The organism is Sulfuriferula sp. (genome assembly GCF_054605375.1).
The window spans coordinates 15,335-34,507 of record NZ_JBTSEG010000029.1 but is presented as its reverse complement, the minus strand read 5'-3'; the positions used below and the strand labels follow the sequence as shown (position 1 = coordinate 34,507).

The window sequence follows — 19,173 nt, the reverse complement described above, 5'->3', positions numbered from 1 at the left end:
CGTTTGAAAATTTGAAGCGGAGCCGTCTGCTGCTGCGCGGCAGGCGGGGTTGTTCAGAGCATCCTTAACTTTAATGTAGATAAATTTTAATAAATGAGGGTATTTAAAATGTTACTGACAAATTTGAAAATAGGGGTGCGACTAAGTATTGGATTTGGCTTGATGCTGGCGCTTTTGCTTTTCATCGCGATCGAAGGGATTTCCGAGATGGATGCCATTCAGGGGAGCCTGGAAGGTATCGTCAATGTGAATAATCGCGAATTGGCTCTGACTAATACTGTTGGCAGCAAAGTACGTGATATCGCAAGTTATACCCGTAACACGGTACTGCTCACCGATCAGGCTGACCTCGACAAGGAACGCAGCAAGATCGAAGTGGCGCGCGCGCAATCTACCGAGGCTGAGGCACTACTGGAGAAGATGCTCAATGAGTTGCCGGGTGCCACTGAAGTTGAGAAGGAGCAGATTTTGAAAATCAAGGGCTTGCAGGATTCGGCAATGCCGCTGATTGATCAGGTTCTTGCATTGGGAGCACAGGGAAAAAAATCCGAAGCAGTCACCGTGCTTTTGACGCAAGCGGAGCCGGCTACCAGAAACTGGCTGGCCGAGATAGAAAAATTACTGGATATTGAAAAGCAAATCAATGAGCAAACGCGCAAAGAGGCCGCCTCATCCTTTGCCTATATCCATAAAGTCATGCTCGGTTTAACCGGACTAGCCCTGTTGCTGGGTGGCTTGGCTGCGTGGTTGATCACGCGTTCGATCACCCGTCCGATCAACCGGGCAGTGCAGATCGCCCAAACGGTTGCGGGTGGCGATTTGACCAGCCAAATTGAAGTGACATCGAAAGACGAAACTGGGCAGCTGCTGCAAGCCCTGAAAGACATGAACGACAGCCTGTCGAGGATCGTTGGCCAGGTGCGTACCGGTACCGACACCATCGCAACCGCCTCCAGCCAGATCGCGGCGGGCAATCTGGACCTCTCTTCGCGTACCGAAGAACAGGCCAGCTCACTGGAAGAAACCGCCAGCTCAATGGAAGAGCTGACCAGCACAGTGAAACAGAACGCCGATAATGCACGCCAGGCCAACCAGCTGGCAGCGACAGCATCGGATATCGCCGTCAAAGGCGGCAGCGTCGTATCGCAAGTAGTCGATACCATGAACGGAATCAATACGTCATCGAAAAAGATAGCCGACATCATTGGCGTCATTGACGGCATCGCCTTCCAGACCAACATCCTGGCCTTGAATGCTGCCGTGGAGGCAGCGCGGGCAGGGGAGCAGGGTAGAGGCTTCGCAGTCGTGGCCAGCGAAGTGCGCAACCTGGCACAACGCTCGGCGAGTGCAGCCAAGGAAATCAAATCCCTGATCGAAGACTCCGTCGACCAAGTTCAAGTGGGCACCAAACTGGTTGATCAAGCCGGCGCCACCATGACCGAGATACTGGAAAGCGTCAAACGCGTGACCGACATCATGGGTGAAATCACCGCAGCCAGTCAGGAACAAACCTCGGGTATCGAGCAAATCAATCAGGCGGTGAGCCAGATGGACGAAGTCACCCAGCAAAATGCCGCACTGGTGGAAGAAGCGGCCGCGGCCTCGGAATCCCTGCACGACCAGGCCAGTAACCTGGCGCAAGTAGTCAGCATCTTCAAGCTGAGTGGAAACGGACCGGTGATGAGTCATTCGCAAAATGACAACACCCTGACGCGTAGTCAGGATCGGCCTAAATTGAGGGCAGTGCCTGCCAAACCCGCGCTGAAACTAAAAAAAGCAGCCATGGGGGGCAGCAGTAGCAGTGAGGAGTGGGAAGAGTTCTAGGCAATGCCAATAGCGTAAGTGCGATGGGTTGTATGCATAAGAAAATTCCCGGCTAGTGTTCGCGCTGGCCGGGATTATTGAGGGGCGATTGTTCGGTAAGCCAGCATGGCATTAAGGAAAAACTCGGCATGAAGGCTGGATGGCAGAATAAAGTGGATACCGACAAGGTATTCGAGTTCACACCGCGTGACTTTGCCAGGGTGCGTGCCATAATTTACCGGCAAGCTGGAATCTCGCTGAGCGAAAGCAAGCAGGAGATGGTTTATAGTCGATTGGCACGACGCTTGCGGACAAAGGGCATGACTTCCTTCACGGAATATCTTGATACGCTGGAAAGCGGGCGTGATGAGGATGAGTGGGAGGCGTTTACCAATGCCCTGACCACCAATCTGACCTCTTTTTTCCGGGAGGCGCACCATTTCCCGATTCTGGCCGAACATGCGCGAAAAATGAAAGAGCCTTTGACGATCTGGTGTTCGGCCAGTTCGACCGGAGAAGAGCCTTATTCGATCGCCATGACCTTGTGCGAGGTATTTGATACTCTTACACCACCCGTAACCATCGTGGCAACGGACATCGATACCAAGGTGCTTGAGACAGCCTCTAATGGCGTTTATACATTGGACCGGCTGGACAAGATGCCCAAGGATCGTGCCAGACGGTTTTTCCTGAAAGGCAAAGGCGATCGCGCCGGTCAGGTTCGGGTACGCCCTGAACTGCGCCAGCTGATATCATTTAAACAGCTTAATCTGTTGGGAAGCATGTGGCCAATTAGCGGGCCATTCGATGCTATATTTTGCCGTAACGTCATGATTTATTTTGATAAGCCAACGCAGGGAAAAATTTTGTCCCGATTCGCGCCGTTAATGAAGCCGCAAGGTTTATTATTTGCCGGACACTCCGAAAACTTTATGTATGCATCCGATGCGTTCAGGCTGCGCGGCAAGACGGTTTATGAGCTGGATCCTCGTCATAGCGCGGCAGGTATGAGAAATGGCATATGAATCCTGCGATTGAAGAGCATTTTGCGACCAATGTTTATTATGACCGGACGTTCGATTGCGACGCAGCAAAGATATTGCCGGGTGAATATTATTACACCGGCAAGGAAATGCTCATTGTGACCGTGCTGGGTTCCTGTGTGGCGGCATGTATACGTGACCGCGTTTCGGGCATCGGTGGCATGAATCACTTCATGCTGCCGGATAGCGGTAACGAGGCCAATAGTCCATTGTCGGCTTCGATGCGCTATGGTGCCTATGCCATGGAAGTATTGATCAATCAGTTACTCAAAGCCGGTGCGCGACGCGAGAATATGGAGGCAAAAGTATTCGGTGGCGGCAATGTGTTGCGGGGGTTTACTACGATCAATGTGGGTGAGCGCAATGCCCAGTTCGTGCGCGACTACCTGCGTGCAGAAAATATGCGGATCATAGCCGAAGACCTGAATGATATTCACCCGCGCAAGGTGTATTTTTTTCCCCGCACCGGCAAGGTGCTGGTCAAAAAACTCAAACAACTGAACAACTACACGCTGGTGAAGCGCGAGCAGGAATACGCCAGCCAGCTCAAAACCAGTCCAGTGAGCGGCGATATTGATCTTTTTTGATCGCCAGGCATGAATGTATAAGGGCGATGCCCGGAAAGCAGGCAACATGAAGATAAAGGTGCTGATTGTCGATGACTCCGCTTTGATCCGCAGCGTGATGAGCGAGATCATCAATAGCCAGTGGGATATGGAGGTGGTGGGTGTGGCACCGGATCCTATCGTCGCACGTGACCTGATCAAGCAGACCAATCCGGATGTGCTGACACTGGACGTGGAAATGCCGAAAATGGACGGCCTGGATTTTCTGGAAAAGCTCATGCGGCTACGCCCTATGCCAGTCATCATGGTGTCGTCGCTGACCGAGAACGGATCGGAAATCACCATGCGTGCGCTGGAACTGGGCGCCGTGGATTTTGTAACCAAACCCAAGCTGTCCATCCAGAGCGGCATGCGTGAATATACCAACCTGATCGCAGAAAAAATTCGTATCGCGTCGCGCGCAAAAATCAAGCCTCGCACGCTTATTACGGGAGTGCATGGTTCACATGATGGACCGCTAGCGCCGGTTCGCAATCCGCTCACCAGCAGTGAAAAACTGATCATTATCGGGGCCTCTACCGGCGGTACTGAAGCCATCAAGGAATTTCTCATGCAGATGCCATCGGACTGCCCTGGTATTCTGATTACGCAGCATATGCCAGAGGGATTCACCCGTTCATTTGCAAACCGGCTCGACAAGTTGTGCAAAATATCCGTCAAGGAAGCGGAGGGAGACGAACGCATCCTGCCCGGACATGCCTATATAGCCCCGGGGCATTCGCATTTGCTGCTGGTGCGCAGCGGCGCGAACTATATGACCAAGCTTGATCAGGGGCCGCCGGTGAACCGTCATCGTCCTTCAGTGGATGTGCTGTTCAGCTCGGCTGCAATCAGCGCCGGCAAGAATGCGGTGGGCGTCATTCTTACCGGCATGGGCAAAGATGGTGCCGCCGGCATGCTGGAAATGAAAAATGCGGGTGCCTATAATTTCGCGCAGGATGAATCAAGTTGTGTGGTGTTTGGCATGCCAAAAGAAGCGATTGCCGTGGGCGCCACGCATGAGGTTGGCCCGCTGCAGGAATTGCCGGGCATGATGATGAACTATTTTTCCACGCATTCAAGCCGCGCATTGCGGGTCTGATATGCAGCTTCGTGCAAGAGAGATATCCTCCGGTTTGTGGATTCAAGTTTGAACCCAAATAGCCGATAACCGATTATCCGATTCAAAAGAATTACTGGAGCATTTCTATGGCTGATCCGAATACCAAATTTCTGGTTGTTGATGATTTCTCAACCATGCGGCGCATTGTACGCAATCTGCTTAAAGAGCTGGGCTACTCCAATGTTGAAGAAGCTGAAGACGGCGTTGACGGGCTGGCAAAATTAAGAGCGGGAAATTTTGATTTTGTAGTGTCTGACTGGAATATGCCCAACATGGATGGACTCACCATGTTGCAGAATATCCGTGCCGATGCTGCGCTGTCGAAATTACCCGTGTTGATGGTGACGGCGGAAGCAAAGAAGGAAAACATTATCGCGGCGGCGCAAGCTGGTGCCAATGGTTATGTAGTCAAGCCCTTTACAGCAGCCACGCTGGACGAGAAACTCTCCAAGATTTTCGAGAAACTTGAAAAAGCGGGAGCCTGATGTGACAACACCACTCCCACATGTGGCAACTGATACCAATTGCCACTCAGCCAATATTGGCTCCGACCAGCACGACGAGGTGATGGCCCGTATAGGCCAGATGACGCGCAGTCTGCACGAAAATTTGCGTGAGCTTGGTTTCGACAAAGTTCTGGAAAAGGCAACGCATGATATTCCCGACGTCCGGGAACGACTGAATTACGTCGCGCGCATGACCGAACAGGCTGCACAGCGTGTGCTGAATGCCACCGATGCCGCAATCCCTTTGCAGGAAAGGATAGACGAGGGTGCCAGCGAAGTTTATGAGGGATGGCAATCCGTGCTGAAAGCGCCTTTTTCAGAGCCGGATTATCGCGACATGGCAACACTTACCATGCAGTGCCTTGTCGACATGCGCCTGGATACCAGCGCAACCAAACAGCAACTTCTTGATATCATGATGGCACAGGATTTCCAGGATCTTACCGGTCAGGTCATCCGCAAAGTGACCGACCTGGCGCACGGTCTGGAACAGCAACTGGTTCAGCTGTTAATTGACTACGCGCCTCCCACTGTAGAGATGCGACGCGAAGCCAACCATGGTTTGCTCAATGGCCCGCAGATTAATCCCGCAGGCAACAGTGAAGTCGTTGCTGATCAGGGTCAGGTAGATGACCTGCTGGATAGCTTGGGATTTTGAATTGGTTTTTATACCCTGAATCCGGCTTGTTCTCTGGTCTGGCATTGAACCTGAATGGTAAAGACAGAACCGCATTCAGGCGGGTAACCCGAACCCGTCTTTTGCTTTCTTGTCGCTTCGCGGTTAAATTGTGGTTTTCCGCCAAGCCTAGTTACGGACTAAAGGTTCTGCCAGATTATTTCGTCTCAATACCATAGTTACTATTCCATGTCTGAAATGAATGTTGTCGTGCGAGAACCGGTGCTGGATGCCCAGCAGAGCATCAGAGGCTATTCGCTTGTGTGGCAGCAAGCCGAGATTGATGCCTGCAGGTCTGTAGTAGAATCCCCTGAAAAACTGGCCTGCCTGCTTGTCGGTATCATCAACGATGAGCAGGTAAATTGGCGTCTAGGCGATCAAAAGCTGTTCCTGGAAGCGGCGCCAGCGCTCATTCTGTCGGATGACCTCCATGCCTTTCCTGCTGAAAACATCGTACTGTGTGTGAATGCAGGTGACTGCAACGAAGCTGCGATATTGGCTGCGCTCAAGGCGCTGCGCGAACTGGGTTTCGGCATCTCATTACGCGGGCTGGAAGGCATTGTAGCGGACAAGGCGCTCTTCTCTGTGGCTACCCATGTTGAGCTATCTTTCAGCGAGGCTGATTTTGCCGTGCAAGCCAGGCAATATGCCCTGATCAAACACTTGCCAGTAATAAAAGTGGCACGCAATATTTCCAGCTGGCAGGATTATGATGCATGCGTACTGCTTGGCTTTGATTTTCTGGCGGGCTCCTTCCAGTCAATATCCCGGCCGGATAATGGATCCAAAGGCCTGAATACTTCGCAGGTATTGGTCGTGCAATTGCTGGAGATGATCAGGAAGAACGCAGATGTTCGTCAGATCGAGCCTGTATTAAAACGCGACCCGGTCATTTCCTATAAATTATTGCGTTATATCAATTCGGCCGGATTTGGCCTTGGTTGCGAGATCGAATCACTGCGCCATGCTATTCAGGTACTTGGGTATACGCCTCTGTATCGCTGGCTTTCCGTGTTGCTGGCAACGGCTGGTGCCAGCAAATCAGCACGGTTGTTGATGCGGACAGCGCTTATCCGTGGCCGATTTACCGAATTGCTGGGCGAAACTTGCCTGCCTAAAAGCGAGTTGGACAATCTGTTTGTAGCGGGTCTGTTTTCGCTGCTGGACCAATTGCTGGGCATTTCGATGGCCGAGGTGCTGGACAAGATTCAATTACCTGAAGCGATGTCGCAGGCATTGCTGGCACGTGAAGGTATTTACGGAGATTTTCTGGCACTGGCGGAAGCGTGCGAAAGAAGCAACGGGTGTGCAGGCCGGCTGGCAGCTACTTTACAGCTTGATGCTGAACAGGTCAGCCAAAAGCACTTGCTGGCGATTGCATGGGCTAACAATTTGGATTTGTAGGCATAACCAGTTCAGAACGGTCCTGTTTGATCAATTCGTTGCAGTCCGGTAAGCGTAGTCCAGACTGGGACTAATGGATCAATTACTTAAAAAATAGCCAAAATAAGGAATAATAGGGACAGGTATCCGGATGTTTACCGGGTATTTTCCAGTCATTCTGGAATCTCGTGGAGTCTGGCGCATGACGAAATACAACACTTCACATCTGCTTGAGTCGGTCGTCAGACTGACCTCGTTGCGCGACCAGCACTCCCTGGAAATATGTCTGATTAAAACCTTGCAGGAGCTTATTCCGGCAAGCCGGATCATGTTGTTTGCAATATCTGGGGAATCCGATAGGCACATGCTCAAGCTGCTGGTCGAAATTGACCCCAATCGCAGCCGTGAAGCCGGGAATGGGAGTCACATTCCGCATTGCGTCGAAGACGACCCTGATTTGTTGCAATGCTTCACTACCGGGCAGCAACTTGTCGCCACTGAAGAGGGCGCTGGTGTAAGAGTCATGCACCCACTAATGGGGGTGAACGGCGTTGTCGGGTTTTTGATTGTCCGGAATGATTCCTATATCGAAAAAGACCAGGCGGTGGCGGCCAGTTTTCTGAATATTTATCAAAATTATCTGCAACTGATCAATGATAACGAACACGATACCTTGACTGGTTTACTGAATCGAAAAACCTTTGATGAGCGCATCTTTTCAGTTATGTCTGCGCGAAATGCAGGCCGTCGTGTGTCGGATGTTAAAGAAACCCAATGTTGTCTGGCTATTCTGGATATCGATCACTTCAAAAAGGTAAATGATCAGTTCGGTCATCTCTATGGCGATGAAGTATTGCTGCTATTTGCACAAATCATGACCCGTACTTTTCGTGATGACGACCAGCTTTTCCGTTACGGTGGGGAAGAATTCGTGGTTGTGTTGAAAGACGTCGATCTGACAATCGGGCTGACCGTTCTGGAACGTTTCAGAAAAGCTGTGGAATCCTATCATTTTCCACAGGTTGGGGCGATTACGGCCAGTGTGGGTATGGTGACTATCGGCGAACAGGATTTGCCGACGACCGTCATCGGTCAGGCGGATCAGGCACTCTATTATGCCAAGGAAAACGGTCGCAATCAGGTGTGCGCCTACGAGCAGTTGCTGCAGGAAGGCAAGCTGACCAGCGTGGCCCCTGCCGAAGGCGATATCGAACTATTTTAATTGGCGATGTCGTTATGGCACTTTGAGTGCGGGTGTGGCTATTCGTGCTGACATCTCGATGCCTTGCTGGAGCAGATGTTCCAGCGGAGTGGCCAGATAGGGCAGGGCTAGCCCGATGATAACAAAACCGATCGTCAGGGTGATCGGAAATCCAATGCCGAACAAGTTGAGTTGCGGTGCCGCGCGGGTCAGTATCCCCAATGCAATATTGGTGATCAGCAGGGCGGCCACCATAGGCAGTGATAACTGAACCCCTGCGCTGAAAATCATGCCACCCCAGTCAGCTATTTGCTTGAATACCTGGCCATTCATGGGTGAGGTAGAAATGGGCAGGGTAGTGAAACTATGTGCCAGCACTGCCAGCAAGAGCAAATGGCCGTTGAGTGCCAGAAAAGCCAGTGTTGCCAATATGGATAGGAACTGACTGACGAAGTTTGATTGTCCCTGTGACTGAGGGTCGAAAAAGCTTGCAAAGCTCAGCCCCATGGTCATGCCGGTGATGGTGCCTGCCATTTCCACTGCGGCAAAAATGACGCGCATCGCGAAACCCATGCCAAGACCGATGATGAGCTGTTGTACGAGGATGAACAGACCGGCGAAAGACATTGGTTCCACCGGCGGCAACGCCGGAATGGTCGGTGCTACGATCAGTGTGAGCATGGCGCCAATACCGATTTTTACCTGAACCGGTATGCTGGTATTGCCAAATACAGGGGCGACGGCAATGAGTCCGAGAATGCGGGTGAGCGGCCAGAGAAATGCAGCGATCCAGGTATTCAGTTCGGCGCTGGTAAGGGTAATCACGGTTTAAAATGAAAAATGCACGAGGGGAGGCGGCAATGGACGCGATGCTTTAGCCCGCCAGGGTCGGTATGCTGGTGAATATTTCGCGCATGTAATCGAGCATGACGGAAAGCATCCACGGGCCGGCCACAATCAACGCCAGAAAAATCCCCACCAGTTTCGGAATAAACGACAAGGTCATTTCATTGATTTGCGTCGCTGCCTGGAAAATGCTGACCACCAGACCGACGCTCAACGCCACCAGCAGCATTGGGGCGGCGACCATCAGGGTAACTTCCATGGCATGGTGGCCCAGTGTCATTACGCTTGCAGGAGTCATGATTTTTCCTCAGTAAAAGCTTTGGGCAAGTGAGCCGAGCAGCAGCTGCCAGCCATCAACCAGGACAAACAGCATCAACTTGAACGGCAACGCGACAATCGCAGGCGACACCATCATCATGCCCATGGACATGAGTACGCTGGCCACCACCATGTCGATGATCAGGAACGGAATGAAAATGGCGAAGCCTATCTGGAAGGCGGTTTTCAATTCGCTGGTAATGAAGGATGGGATAAGTATCCGTAACGGCACGTCTTCCGGCCCTTGCAGGGCAGGGCCATTGGAAAGCTTCACGAACAGTGCCAGATCGGCCTGACGCGTCTGTCTCAGCATGAATGTTTTCAATGGCGCTACACCTTTGTCCAGCGCCTGGGTCATGGTAATTTTGTTTTCTGACAAGGGCAGGTAGGCATCCGTATAGATTTTGTCAAATACCGGACCCATCACAAACAGGGTAAGAAACAGCGCGAGGCCGACCATCACCTGATTGGGGGGCGCTGATTGCGTGCCCAATGCCTGGCGTAGCAGGGACAGCACGATAATGATGCGCGTAAAGCTGGTCATCATCAGCAAGGCTGCAGGCAGAAAAGACAGCGCTGTCAGCAACAGCAGGGTTTGCAGGCTCAGTGTGTAGGATTGTCCTCCGCCTGGAGCGGGTGTGCTGGTGAATGCCTGCAGCCCGGCAGGGTCGGCCGCAGCCAGTATGGGCGCACCCAGCAAAACCAGGGGCAACAGATATTTCAGGGTGGGTAAGATGAGTTTGGCGAACTGTCGCATGATGTCGGGTATTTGTCTGGGGTTACCGGGAATTGCGTTTTTCCATGGTTTGTTTGAGCCAGTCGGAAAAGTTTTTCGTGGCCGGGCCTGGCACGGATGCCGGCGCTTCCTGGCGGGGCATGGTGGCAAGCGCATTGACGCGCCCGGGCGCCACACCGACAACAATCCATTGATCCGCAGCTTCAACGATGAGCACCCGTTCACGGCCACCCACGCTCACGCCGCCCACCACTTTGATTACAGCACTCCCGGCGGCGCGTGTGGCACCGAAACGTTTGAGCGCCCAAGCCAGTGCTGCCATCAAGCCAAGCACCAGTGCCAGTCCCAGCAATACCTGGAAAAGGCTGCCGGCAGAGGCTGCACCGGTTTCTACTGCGGCGCTGGCATTGGCGGATAACCACAAGCCAGCGGCTGGAATGAATGCGCTGCGTTTCATTTGTTGAGCTTGCGAATGCGCTCGGACGGCGTGATGATGTCGGTCAGACGAATACCGAATTTATCGTTCACGACTACCACTTCACCCTGCGCGATCAGGCAGCCATTGACAAGTACATCCATCGGCTCACCGGCGAGGCCATCCAGCTCGACCACGGAACCTTGGGCCAGTTGCAGCAGGTTTTTAATCGCAATTTTGGTGCGGCCCAGTTCAACCGTCAGCTGGACCGGAATATCGAGGATGAAGTCGATATCGTTGTGCGTTTCGCCCTTGGTACCCTGGCCGGAAAATTCCTTGAAAATAGTCGAGCTTGCCTGTCCCGCGGGTGCTGCCGTTTCGGCAACTGCCTGTTCAGCCATGGCCGCACCCCAATCATCCTCGGCAATTGTCTGGGTATCTGTATCTTCAGCCATGCTGTTCTCCTTGAATGGATTCATTGGTGCTTGGGGTCAGAAGCTTCTCAACACGTAATGCATACTGACCGTTGAGTATGCCGTAACTGCAATCCATCACCGGAACGTCGTCGACCGTTGCGGTGACGGTTTCCGGCATGGAGAAGGGAATGACATCCCCTGCTTTCATGTTCAGGATGTCGCCCAGCGTGACCCTTGAGCTACCGAGTTCTGTCACGATTTCGACCTCCGCAATCTGAATCTGCTGGGTCATCAGTCGTGTCCAGCGTTTGTCCACTTCCATCGTCTCGCCCTGCAAACTGCTGGTAAGGATGTCGCGGATGGGTTCGATCATCGAGTAGGGCATGCAAAAATGCATCTCGCCGCTGGCCGGGCCAAGCTCTATCGTGAAGGTCGTGGCTACCACGACTTCATTGGGTGTGGCGATATTGGCAAACTGGGTATTCATTTCAGAACGGATGAATTCCATTTCCACCGGATACACGAATTCCCAGGATTTCGCATAGGTTTCAAAAACGATAGCCAGTATGCGCTGAATGATGCGCTGTTCTGTTTGGGTAAAATCACGTCCCTCGACGCGGGTGTGAAAACGCCCATCGCCGCCAAACAGATTGTCCACCATGAGAAACACCAGGCCTGGGTCAAATACCATGAGAGCTGTGCCGCGTAATGGTTTGATCTGCACCAGGTTAAGGTTGGTGGGTACCACCAGGTTGCGGATGAATTCGCTGTATTTTGAAACGCGTACCGGACCCACCGACACTTCCGCGCTGCGCCGCAGGAAGCTGAACAATCCGATGCGGAACAGGCGCGCAAAACGCTCGTTGATGATTTCAAGCGTCGGCATCCTGCCACGTACGATACGTTCCTGGGTGGCCAGATTGTAAGTGCGTACTGCAGAGGCATCTACAGGCGCCTGGACTTCATCCTGCTCGCCTGTGACACCCTTGAGCAAGGCATCGACTTCTTCCTGGGAAAGAAAGCTATCCGACATGTTATTACTGAATTACGAACGAGGTGAAAAACACGCCGGTAACATTTTGGGGCGTGGCCTTGGGTTCAAAAGGTTTGTTAACCTGCGCGATGATTTCCTTGGCCAGTTTGTTTTTTCCATCCGGTGTCAGAATGTCCGAGGCTTTCTGGCTGGAAAGCAGTAACAACAGGCGGCTGCGTACTTGCGGTAAATGTAATTTGATGATTTCTACCTGGGCATCGTCCTTGACTTGCAAGGTAAATGCTGTTTGCAAAAACTTATCACTGTCTTCCGATTGCAAATTGACGGTAAATGCGTCCAGGTTCACGAAAACCGGAGGTTTGGGGGGCTCGGCTTTGGTATGTTGCGCACCTTTCGGTTGAGTGAAATACCAGGCACCCGCACTTCCCCCACCTAATACCAAGACAACAATGCCCAATATCAGAAACAGGGGTTTCTTGGATTTGACGACGGGAGCTTCTGCAGCAGCTTCGGCCTGGGGTGGTGCTTTTGCCATTTCTATTCCTCTATTGGTGCATGTGGTGCATGGATGTGTTGCATGTGTCCATTATTAAAGAAAGTATCAAGACTGGATGCCAAGAAAAGAAGGGGGAAGAGGGTGTATATCCCGTTTTTCATCCGGTCCCGGCAGTTATGCGAAAGTATCGACCATACCCAGACCCGTTGTTCGTATCTGCACGTGCCCGGTCTGGATGGCGTTGCCGGTCGTGCCGTTCATATCGCCCATACCCGAAGAGGCATGTCTCGACGATCCGCCCTGGCTATCCTGCTGATTGGGATTGCCCGCGCTGACCGTGCTTTGGCCCAGCTGAATCCCGGCATCATCCATCATTTCGCGCAGTTTCGGCAAAGCGGCTTCGAGGGCATGACGAACATCGGGATGCGCTGAAATAAACGTTGCGTTGGCCTGGTCATTGGTGACGTGCACGACTATTTGCAGCGGCCCCAGATCCGGTGGGTTGAGGGTTAACGATGCGCTTTGCTGGGCGCCTGCTGCCATCCACACGATTTTTTGGCCAAGTGCCTGATCCCACGCCGGGGTACCGACGCTCGGCGTCAGTTTCTCGCCGGGCATTCCGGCCATCGCTTGTGCAATATTGGCTGAAGCTTGTTGCAAAGGCGCCAGTGCAGCAGATGTTGCCCCCAGGGTAATATCCTGAAGTTTGTTGGGCTCGAATTTTATGGCTGTCGGATCGATCGCTGATTTTAAATCTCCAGACTGCTTGCCATGGGCTGTGAGGTCAATGTCGGGTTTGAGAGATGCATTTCCTGCCGATCCATCCAGCTGTGCCGCAATCCGCGATTTTTGCAGGCTGGCTTGTGCGGCCCCGGCATCGGCACCTTTGCCAATGCCGATTGCGATGCCGGCATCCTGCTCTGGCCGGGATCCATCTGCCTTGACTGATTTTGCCGCCACGTGATTCAGATTAGCCACCAGCGCAAGCAAGTCAGTGGATACCGGCGACGTAGCGGCAGCATCGTCCTTGCTGTCTTTACTATCTTTGCTGTCCTTGGATTTGGTGTCGGTTGTTTCTGCCGCTTTGGTTTCCTTGACACCATGCCCCCCGGCTGAGGTTGTCGTTTTCTGATCCTGGCCGTTTTTGCTGTCCGTTCCCTGGCTGGCGGATTTGTCCGCATTGGCGGAGCTCTGACGGTTCGCCATTTCACCTGAGAGGACCTGATTAAACGGGACATCTGCAGGGGCGGAATTGGTTTGTTTGCCAGCAGATACAGGACTGGTCTGGGTTTGCACTGGGCTTGTCGGCGTCATGGTCATTTTGTCCTACCGTTTGTAGAGTGTTTTCCGTGCAGCATGTTCGTCCATGAGTTTCTGGTCGCGTCGGCTTTCGTGTTGCTGGATCTGCTTTCTGGCACGATTTTCCAATGTGCCAAATGACAGGCGTTTACGTTCACAATCCTGCCAGGCCCTACGGGCGTTATCGGCGAGTTTTTGTACTTCGCGCACGACCTCGCGTTGTCCGGTAATCGCGCTGTCCAGCTTTTCCAGGAACACACGGAAATTGTGGTACCCGGCGGCGGTCAGTCCAGTGGACAGATCGGACTGGCAGCGCGCAGCATAATCATCACGGTATTGCAGTAACAGCGCGAGTTTCTGTTCAGTTTCCCCACAGGCGCGAATGGCGATGCCCAGCCGCTTTGCAGCTTCTTCGACATCTTTTGTCGCCAATTCAATGAGTGTATTGATCGCGGAATGAGTAGCCATGGCATGGATTATATTTTTGGTGGCGCTCGTTCAATCACTCGAATAGAGCGGTAAGTTTCCCCAAGCTCTCGGTAATGCCCGCGCGTTCGGGTATGTTTTGCTGGAGAAATGACTCAATCCGTGGATGCAGCATAATCGCTTCGTCCAGTATGGGATCAGTACCTGCGGCGTAAGCCCCCACGCTGATCAGGTCGCGGTTACGTTCATAGCGCGAGTAGAGCTGCTTCAGGCGGCGCGTGAGCTGCTGGTGCTCCGGTGTCGTGATGGTGTGCATGGCGCGGCTGATGGATTGTTCGATATCGATGGCGGGATAATGGCCGCCTTCAGCCAGGGTTCGACTGAGTACGATATGCCCGTCCAGTATCGCGCGTGCCGCGTCGGCAATGGGGTCTTGCTGGTCGTCGCCTTCGGTGAGTACGGTATAGAAGGCGGTAATTGACCCGCCGCCTTCCTTGCCATTGCCGGCCCGTTCCACCAGCGCAGGCAATTTGGCAAATACGGAAGGCGGGTAGCCCTTGGTGGCTGGCGGTTCGCCGATAGCCAGGGCGATTTCGCGCTGCGCCATGGCGTAACGTGTCAGTGAATCCATAATCAGCAGCACGTGCTTGCCCTGATCGCGAAAATGTTCGGCAATGGCGGTCGCGTAGGCTGCGCCCTGCAATCGCATCAGTGGCGGTGTGTCGGCGGGGGCGGCGACGACGACTGCACGCGCCAGCCCGACAGCACCCAGAATCTGTTCGATGAATTCCTTCACTTCGCGGCCGCGTTCGCCAATCAGCCCGACCACAATCACGTCGGCACTGGTATAGCGCGCCATCATGCCCAGCAATACGCTTTTACCTACGCCGGATCCGGCGAACAGCCCCATGCGCTGGCCGCGCCCCACGGTCAGCATGCTGTTGATGGCGCGCACGCCGACATCCAGTATGTCGGTGATGGGCGCGCGTGACAGCGGGTTGGCGGCGCGCACATTGAGCGGGGCGGTGTGATGCGCCTCCAGCGGGCCGAGGCTGTCCAGCGGGCGCCCGGCGCCATCCACAACACGTCCCAGCAATTCATTGCCTACCGGCAGGTGGCGCGTACGATCGCTAGGCCGCCGCCGCGGGTGTTTAACCTGTCCGGGGCGGGGCAGACTTTGCACAACTTCCACCGGGAATACCCGGGTGCCGGGAACCAGACCTTCGACATCGCTTTGCGGCATCAGGAACAGCCGGTCGCCATCGAAGCCGACCACTTCGGCTTCCAGTTTCGATCCATTGGGCAGGGGTACGGTACAGGCACTTCCCACCGCCAGTTTCAGACCTACAGCTTCCATGACCAGTCCGGCTACGCGGGTGACGCGTCCGGATACCAGCATCGGTTCGGCAATCGCCAGCAGCTCGCTGCAGTCGTGCAGATAGGATTTCCAGCGCTGGCTGTGCGGCAATACCGGCATCATGAAGCGAGCCAGTCCGACTCTTTGCCTAGCGCGGCGGCCAGGCGCTGCCAGCGTGTCGGCAGCGAGGCATCGATCTGATTGTTGGCGGTTTCCACGCGACAGCTGCCAGGCCCCATTTGCGCGTCATCGGCCAGCTGCCAACCGGCTTTGTCCAGTTCATCGCCCATATGGCTTTTAACCAGCAGCAGATCGTTCGGATTGAGATAAAGCCGCGCAGGCGGATGCAGGGTAGGGAGGTAATGGATGGCTTCGCTGACGATATTGATGATCAGTTCCGGACGTACGTCCAGGGCCGTCTTGAGCATGGCCTTGGCGAGATCCAGCGCCAGATCCAGTACCTCGTTTGCGATCAACTCATCCGCCTGCGCCACTTCGTTGGCAAAAGAGGAGGCAATGCCTTGCAAACGCGCTTGTTCATCAACTGCTTCCCTGCGGCCTGCAGCCAATCCGGCAACACGACCTTCTTCCATCCCTGCAGCGTAAGCCTCGAGCCGGGCCTGTTCGCGAATTTTCTCGATTTCATCGACGGTGGGCAAAGAAATTGCCGGTGAATTACTCTTGCCCTGTGTGCGCCGGTTATCGTCGAAGGATGCCATTTCCCAACGTTGATAAGCCGATTGCTGCTCCTTTGGAACCACGTTAGACATAAGCATCCTCGCCGCTTGCACCCAGCATCAACTGGCCTTCGTCGGCCAGACGCCTCACTACCAGGAGAATTTCCTTTTGCTGGGCTTCGACTTCCGACAGGCGCACTGGCCCTTTGGCTTCGAGGTCTTCACGCATCATTTCAGCAGCGCGTTGTGACATGTTCTTGAATATTTTTTCACGCAGTTCTGGTGCGGCACCCTTCAGCGCAATAATCAGCGCGTCGGACTGTACTTCGCGCAGCAACAACTGGATGCCGCGATCATCAATGTCCATGATGTTATCGAATACGAACATCTCGTCCATGATTTTTTGTGCCATGTCATCGTCGTAGCTTTTCAGGCTTTCCATCACGGAAGACTCAGTCTCATTGCCCATGAAGTTGAGAATTTCAGCCGCCACGCGGATCCCGCCTATGGATTTTTTCTTGACGTTTTCGTTACCGGAAAGCAGTTTGGTAAGCACGTCATTCAGTTCACGCAGTGCCGTTGGCTGTACGCCATCCAGGGTCGCGATGCGCAGCATCACATCGTTGCGCAGGCGTTCGGTGAAATTCTTGAGTATTTCCGAGGATTGATCCCGTTCCAGATGGACCAGGATGGTGGCGATGATTTGCGGGTGCTCATTGTGAATGAGCTCTGCAACAGACTGGGAATCCATCCATTTCAGGCTTTCTATGCCGCTGGCATCCCTTGATCCGAGGATGCGATTGAGCAGGGACGCGGCTTTGTCATTACCCAGCGCCTTGGTCAGCACACTGCGAATATATTCGTCAGAATCGATACCCAACGATGAACTGCGCCCGGCTTCCTGGCAAAAATCATCGAGTACCGCTGCGACTCGTTCGTGGCCGATGGTTTTCATCATTGACATGGCTTGTCCGAGTTTCTGTACTTCGCGCGGGCCGAGGTACTTCATTACTTCCGCAGCCTCGTCCTGACCCAGGGCTAGCATCAGGATCGCGCCATTCTCTATACCGGCATCATTACTCATTGCCATTCACCCAGGTCTTGACCACGTTGGCTACAATTTTCGGATCCTGTTTTGCCAGACTCTTGGCTATTTCCAGGTTTTGCTGGTATCCGAGTGAACCCTGTGTAGCCAATTCCGCGTGTTCGCCATTGGCAGACATGTGGGATAGATGTACCACGTCATCACCGGGAGCTGGCAGCGCAGCTTGATTATTCGTGTTTTCGGATAATTTGCGCAGCATCGGTTTGAGCACGCGGAAAAACAGATAGAGCAGTGCCGCGATGGCGATCAGGTATTTACCGATATCCTTGGCGAGCTGAATGTTTTCCGGCTGCTTCCATAGCGGTACATCAGGAATGCTTTCTTTTTCAGCACGGGCAAATGGGCTGTTGACCACATTTAACGTGTCTCCGCGTTGCTGGTTATAGCCCATGGCCTCCTTGACCAGATCGGTAATCTGGGCTTTCTCGGCAGCAGAGAGTGGCCGGCTGATGACTTTGCCGGATTTGTCGACGCTATCTCTATAGTTCACTACAACCGCAACCGAGAGACGTTTCACTCCGCCCATCGGCTGTTGTACGTAGCGCACGGTTTTGTCGACTTCGTAGTTAACCGTGGATTCTTTTTGGGTGTTGGTGGGCGTTGCAGCAGGGGCCGCCGGCGTTGCCGGGTTCGTGCCATTAGGTGCAGTAAGCGGGGCGGTTGCGGGAGCCGGAGGTTGATTGCTTAGCGCACCGGGCACACCTGTCGCATTGGCGCCGCTACCATTAATTGATTCACTGGTTTGCTGACTGCGTACCGAAGCTGCATCGGGAGTCTGGTTGGGCTTGTAGGTTTCTGCAGCCTGCTCGCTGTGTGAAAAATCCACATCGGCCGTCGCTTCGGCATGTACGTTGCTGGCGCCTACAATCGGAGCGATGATGGATTCCACGCGTTTTACGATATTACGCTGGAGGTCGTGAATGTATTTGAGCTGGCTGGGATCAAGGCCATTGGCACCGGTGTTTGCGCTGGTGTCGGAAAGTAAATTGCCATTCTGATCGACCACAGTCACATTTTTTGTCGGCAGATCGGGAACGCTGCTGGCGACCAGATGCACCACCGCGCTGATTTGTTGACGGTCCAGCACTCGGCCAGCTTCCAGATTCAGCAATACGGATGCTGTGGGTTTCTGTTGTTCGCGTACGAAAACCGATGATTTTGGGAGCGCCAGCAGCACGCGCGCTGACCTTACAGTAGAGATTGATTCAATCGAGCGTGCGAGTTCACCTTCCAGTGCGCGCTGGAAATTGATTTGTTCCACGAACTGGGAAACGCCCATTTTCTGGTGCTCCATCAATTCGAAACCGACATTTCCCCCTTTTGGCAAGCCCTGTGAAGCCAGTTTTAGACGCGCCTCGTAGACCTGGTTTGCCGGTACCAGAATGGCACCGCCGCCTTCGGCGAATTTGTAGGGCACATTCATCTGCTCCAGCGAAGCCACGATGGCGCCGCCGTCCCGGTCGCTGAAATTGGAGAACAGCACACGATAATCCGGTTGCTGACCCCACATCCATACGCCGGCCATGATGGCAACGACCGCTGCGATGCCCAGGATCTGCAAAAACTTGCGCCCACCGGGACCCTGCGTCAGTCCCATGAACTTCGGTGTAAGTGCGACTTCGCCTGCTACAGACATAATACTTCTCCGCAATCGTTGCAGTGATGGTTTAAGCAGTAGTTCATGATGTTCTGGTTCATATTGCGCCCCGGCCGATTCGTGGTACTTAGCTCAGCATCGATTATCACTG

21 protein-coding genes are annotated in these 19,173 nt (G+C 53.6%); 8 read left to right on the top strand and 13 right to left on the bottom strand.

The annotated features are described in order from the left end of the window. The first annotated feature begins 108 nt into the window (after positions 1-108). The 8 genes from ACYCZJ_RS13755 to ACYCZJ_RS13720 all read left to right on the top strand — a co-directional run bounded on the left by ACYCZJ_RS13755 (position 109) and on the right by ACYCZJ_RS13720 (position 8,361). Positions 109-1,824, top strand: coding sequence for a methyl-accepting chemotaxis protein (locus ACYCZJ_RS13755; RefSeq protein ID WP_461554799.1), 1,716 nt, complete (start codon positions 109-111; stop codon positions 1,822-1,824). A gap of 128 nt (positions 1,825-1,952) precedes the next feature. Beyond that, positions 1,953-2,828, top strand: a complete 876-nt coding sequence (locus tag ACYCZJ_RS13750; RefSeq protein ID WP_461554798.1) for a CheR family methyltransferase — start codon at positions 1,953-1,955, stop codon at positions 2,826-2,828. After that, entirely contained in the window at positions 2,825-3,433 is a 609-nt protein-coding gene (cheD, locus tag ACYCZJ_RS13745; protein WP_461554797.1) for a chemoreceptor glutamine deamidase CheD, read from the top strand. Before ACYCZJ_RS13750 ends, cheD begins: the two co-directional genes overlap by 4 nt. A 46-nt stretch (positions 3,434-3,479) precedes the next feature. Then, positions 3,480-4,553 carry a protein-glutamate methylesterase/protein-glutamine glutaminase gene (locus ACYCZJ_RS13740; RefSeq protein WP_461554796.1) on the top strand — a complete coding sequence of 358 codons (1,074 nt, stop codon included), beginning with the start codon at positions 3,480-3,482 and terminating at the stop codon, positions 4,551-4,553. A 107-nt stretch (positions 4,554-4,660) separates the two neighbouring features. Beyond that, positions 4,661-5,059, top strand: a complete 399-nt coding sequence (gene cheY, locus ACYCZJ_RS13735; protein WP_461554795.1) for a chemotaxis response regulator CheY — start codon at positions 4,661-4,663, stop codon at positions 5,057-5,059. Between the two features lie 22 nt (positions 5,060-5,081). Continuing rightward, a complete protein-coding gene (gene cheZ / locus ACYCZJ_RS13730; protein ID WP_461554801.1) occupies positions 5,082-5,738 on the top strand; it encodes a protein phosphatase CheZ in 657 nt (218 codons plus the stop codon). Positions 5,739-5,945: 207 nt separating this feature from the next. Further along, positions 5,946-7,160, top strand: coding sequence for an EAL and HDOD domain-containing protein (locus ACYCZJ_RS13725; RefSeq protein WP_461554794.1), 1,215 nt, complete (start codon positions 5,946-5,948; stop codon positions 7,158-7,160). 181 nt (positions 7,161-7,341) lie between these two features. Then, entirely contained in the window at positions 7,342-8,361 is a 1,020-nt protein-coding gene (locus ACYCZJ_RS13720) for a GGDEF domain-containing protein (RefSeq protein WP_461554793.1), read from the top strand. A 12-nt stretch (positions 8,362-8,373) separates the two neighbouring features. Here the strand turns inward: ACYCZJ_RS13720 and fliR are convergent, their stop codons facing one another. The 13 genes from fliR to fliF all read right to left on the bottom strand — a co-directional run bounded on the left by fliR (position 8,374) and on the right by fliF (position 19,061). Beyond that, the gene (fliR, locus tag ACYCZJ_RS13715) at positions 8,374-9,165 is read right to left on the bottom strand and encodes a flagellar biosynthetic protein FliR (protein WP_461554792.1); all 792 of its coding nucleotides are present in this window, start codon (positions 9,163-9,165) and stop codon (positions 8,374-8,376) included. Positions 9,166-9,214: 49 nt separating this feature from the next. Next, positions 9,215-9,484, bottom strand: coding sequence for a flagellar biosynthesis protein FliQ (gene fliQ / locus ACYCZJ_RS13710; protein ID WP_461554791.1), 270 nt, complete (start codon positions 9,482-9,484; stop codon positions 9,215-9,217). A gap of 9 nt (positions 9,485-9,493) precedes the next feature. Continuing rightward, positions 9,494-10,261 carry a flagellar type III secretion system pore protein FliP gene (fliP, locus tag ACYCZJ_RS13705; RefSeq protein ID WP_461554790.1) on the bottom strand — a complete coding sequence of 256 codons (768 nt, stop codon included), beginning with the start codon at positions 10,259-10,261 and terminating at the stop codon, positions 9,494-9,496. A 22-nt stretch (positions 10,262-10,283) separates the two neighbouring features. Further along, positions 10,284-10,697 carry a flagellar biosynthetic protein FliO gene (gene fliO / locus ACYCZJ_RS13700; RefSeq protein WP_461554789.1) on the bottom strand — a complete coding sequence of 138 codons (414 nt, stop codon included), beginning with the start codon at positions 10,695-10,697 and terminating at the stop codon, positions 10,284-10,286. Further along, positions 10,694-11,110: a flagellar motor switch protein FliN gene (gene fliN / locus ACYCZJ_RS13695; protein WP_461554788.1), complete on the bottom strand. Its 417-nt coding sequence runs from the start codon at positions 11,108-11,110 to the stop codon at positions 10,694-10,696. Before fliN ends, fliO begins: the two co-directional genes overlap by 4 nt. Next, on the bottom strand, positions 11,103-12,104 hold the full coding sequence (gene fliM / locus ACYCZJ_RS13690; protein ID WP_461554787.1) for a flagellar motor switch protein FliM: 1,002 nt from the start codon (positions 12,102-12,104) through the stop codon (positions 11,103-11,105). Before fliM ends, fliN begins: the two co-directional genes overlap by 8 nt. A gap of 4 nt (positions 12,105-12,108) precedes the next feature. Then, positions 12,109-12,600, bottom strand: coding sequence for a flagellar basal body-associated protein FliL (gene fliL, locus ACYCZJ_RS13685; RefSeq protein ID WP_461554786.1), 492 nt, complete (start codon positions 12,598-12,600; stop codon positions 12,109-12,111). A 135-nt stretch (positions 12,601-12,735) separates the two neighbouring features. Next, positions 12,736-13,767: a flagellar hook-length control protein FliK gene (locus tag ACYCZJ_RS13680; protein WP_461554785.1), complete on the bottom strand. Its 1,032-nt coding sequence runs from the start codon at positions 13,765-13,767 to the stop codon at positions 12,736-12,738. A 120-nt stretch (positions 13,768-13,887) separates the two neighbouring features. Continuing rightward, positions 13,888-14,328 carry a flagellar export protein FliJ gene (fliJ, locus tag ACYCZJ_RS13675; RefSeq protein WP_461554784.1) on the bottom strand — a complete coding sequence of 147 codons (441 nt, stop codon included), beginning with the start codon at positions 14,326-14,328 and terminating at the stop codon, positions 13,888-13,890. 34 nt (positions 14,329-14,362) lie between these two features. Further along, the gene (fliI, locus tag ACYCZJ_RS13670; RefSeq protein WP_461554783.1) at positions 14,363-15,766 is read right to left on the bottom strand and encodes a flagellar protein export ATPase FliI; all 1,404 of its coding nucleotides are present in this window, start codon (positions 15,764-15,766) and stop codon (positions 14,363-14,365) included. Beyond that, complete coding sequence (locus ACYCZJ_RS13665) at positions 15,763-16,413, bottom strand: flagellar assembly protein FliH (protein WP_461554782.1); 651 nt, start codon at positions 16,411-16,413, stop codon at positions 15,763-15,765. Before ACYCZJ_RS13665 ends, fliI begins: the two co-directional genes overlap by 4 nt. After that, a complete protein-coding gene (gene fliG / locus ACYCZJ_RS13660; RefSeq protein ID WP_461554800.1) occupies positions 16,406-17,404 on the bottom strand; it encodes a flagellar motor switch protein FliG in 999 nt (332 codons plus the stop codon). The genes ACYCZJ_RS13665 and fliG overlap by 8 nt, the downstream gene beginning before the upstream one ends. After that, positions 17,397-19,061 (bottom strand): flagellar basal-body MS-ring/collar protein FliF, encoded by a 1,665-nt coding sequence (gene fliF, locus ACYCZJ_RS13655; RefSeq protein ID WP_461554781.1) that lies wholly within the window; start codon positions 19,059-19,061, stop codon positions 17,397-17,399. The genes fliG and fliF overlap by 8 nt, the downstream gene beginning before the upstream one ends. Positions 19,062-19,173: the final 112 nt, after the last annotated feature.

What these genes read in the sequence shown, in the direction of transcription:
- fliG (WP_461554800.1), bottom strand. Translation starts at nt 17,404, where the DNA reads ATGAGTAATGATGCCGGTATAGAGAATGGCGCGATCCTGATGCTAGCC.
- cheY (WP_461554795.1), top strand. Translation starts at nt 4,661, where the DNA reads ATGGCTGATCCGAATACCAAATTTCTGGTTGTTGATGATTTCTCAACC.
- fliQ (WP_461554791.1), bottom strand. Translation starts at nt 9,484, where the DNA reads ATGACTCCTGCAAGCGTAATGACACTGGGCCACCATGCCATGGAAGTT.
- ACYCZJ_RS13720 (WP_461554793.1), top strand. Translation starts at nt 7,342, where the DNA reads ATGACGAAATACAACACTTCACATCTGCTTGAGTCGGTCGTCAGACTG.
- ACYCZJ_RS13755 (WP_461554799.1), top strand. Translation starts at nt 109, where the DNA reads ATGTTACTGACAAATTTGAAAATAGGGGTGCGACTAAGTATTGGATTT.
- fliL (WP_461554786.1), bottom strand. Translation starts at nt 12,600, where the DNA reads ATGGCAAAAGCACCACCCCAGGCCGAAGCTGCTGCAGAAGCTCCCGTC.
- fliM (WP_461554787.1), bottom strand. Translation starts at nt 12,104, where the DNA reads ATGTCGGATAGCTTTCTTTCCCAGGAAGAAGTCGATGCCTTGCTCAAG.
- fliP (WP_461554790.1), bottom strand. Translation starts at nt 10,261, where the DNA reads ATGCGACAGTTCGCCAAACTCATCTTACCCACCCTGAAATATCTGTTG.
- ACYCZJ_RS13750 (WP_461554798.1), top strand. Translation starts at nt 1,953, where the DNA reads ATGAAGGCTGGATGGCAGAATAAAGTGGATACCGACAAGGTATTCGAG.
- fliF (WP_461554781.1), bottom strand. Translation starts at nt 19,061, where the DNA reads ATGTCTGTAGCAGGCGAAGTCGCACTTACACCGAAGTTCATGGGACTG.
- cheD (WP_461554797.1), top strand. Translation starts at nt 2,825, where the DNA reads ATGAATCCTGCGATTGAAGAGCATTTTGCGACCAATGTTTATTATGAC.
- fliJ (WP_461554784.1), bottom strand. Translation starts at nt 14,328, where the DNA reads ATGGCTACTCATTCCGCGATCAATACACTCATTGAATTGGCGACAAAA.
- fliN (WP_461554788.1), bottom strand. Translation starts at nt 11,110, where the DNA reads ATGGCTGAAGATACAGATACCCAGACAATTGCCGAGGATGATTGGGGT.
- fliO (WP_461554789.1), bottom strand. Translation starts at nt 10,697, where the DNA reads ATGAAACGCAGCGCATTCATTCCAGCCGCTGGCTTGTGGTTATCCGCC.
- ACYCZJ_RS13680 (WP_461554785.1), bottom strand. Translation starts at nt 13,767, where the DNA reads ATGGCGAACCGTCAGAGCTCCGCCAATGCGGACAAATCCGCCAGCCAG.
- ACYCZJ_RS13725 (WP_461554794.1), top strand. Translation starts at nt 5,946, where the DNA reads ATGTCTGAAATGAATGTTGTCGTGCGAGAACCGGTGCTGGATGCCCAG.
- fliI (WP_461554783.1), bottom strand. Translation starts at nt 15,766, where the DNA reads ATGATGCCGGTATTGCCGCACAGCCAGCGCTGGAAATCCTATCTGCAC.
- ACYCZJ_RS13665 (WP_461554782.1), bottom strand. Translation starts at nt 16,413, where the DNA reads ATGTCTAACGTGGTTCCAAAGGAGCAGCAATCGGCTTATCAACGTTGG.
- ACYCZJ_RS13740 (WP_461554796.1), top strand. Translation starts at nt 3,480, where the DNA reads ATGAAGATAAAGGTGCTGATTGTCGATGACTCCGCTTTGATCCGCAGC.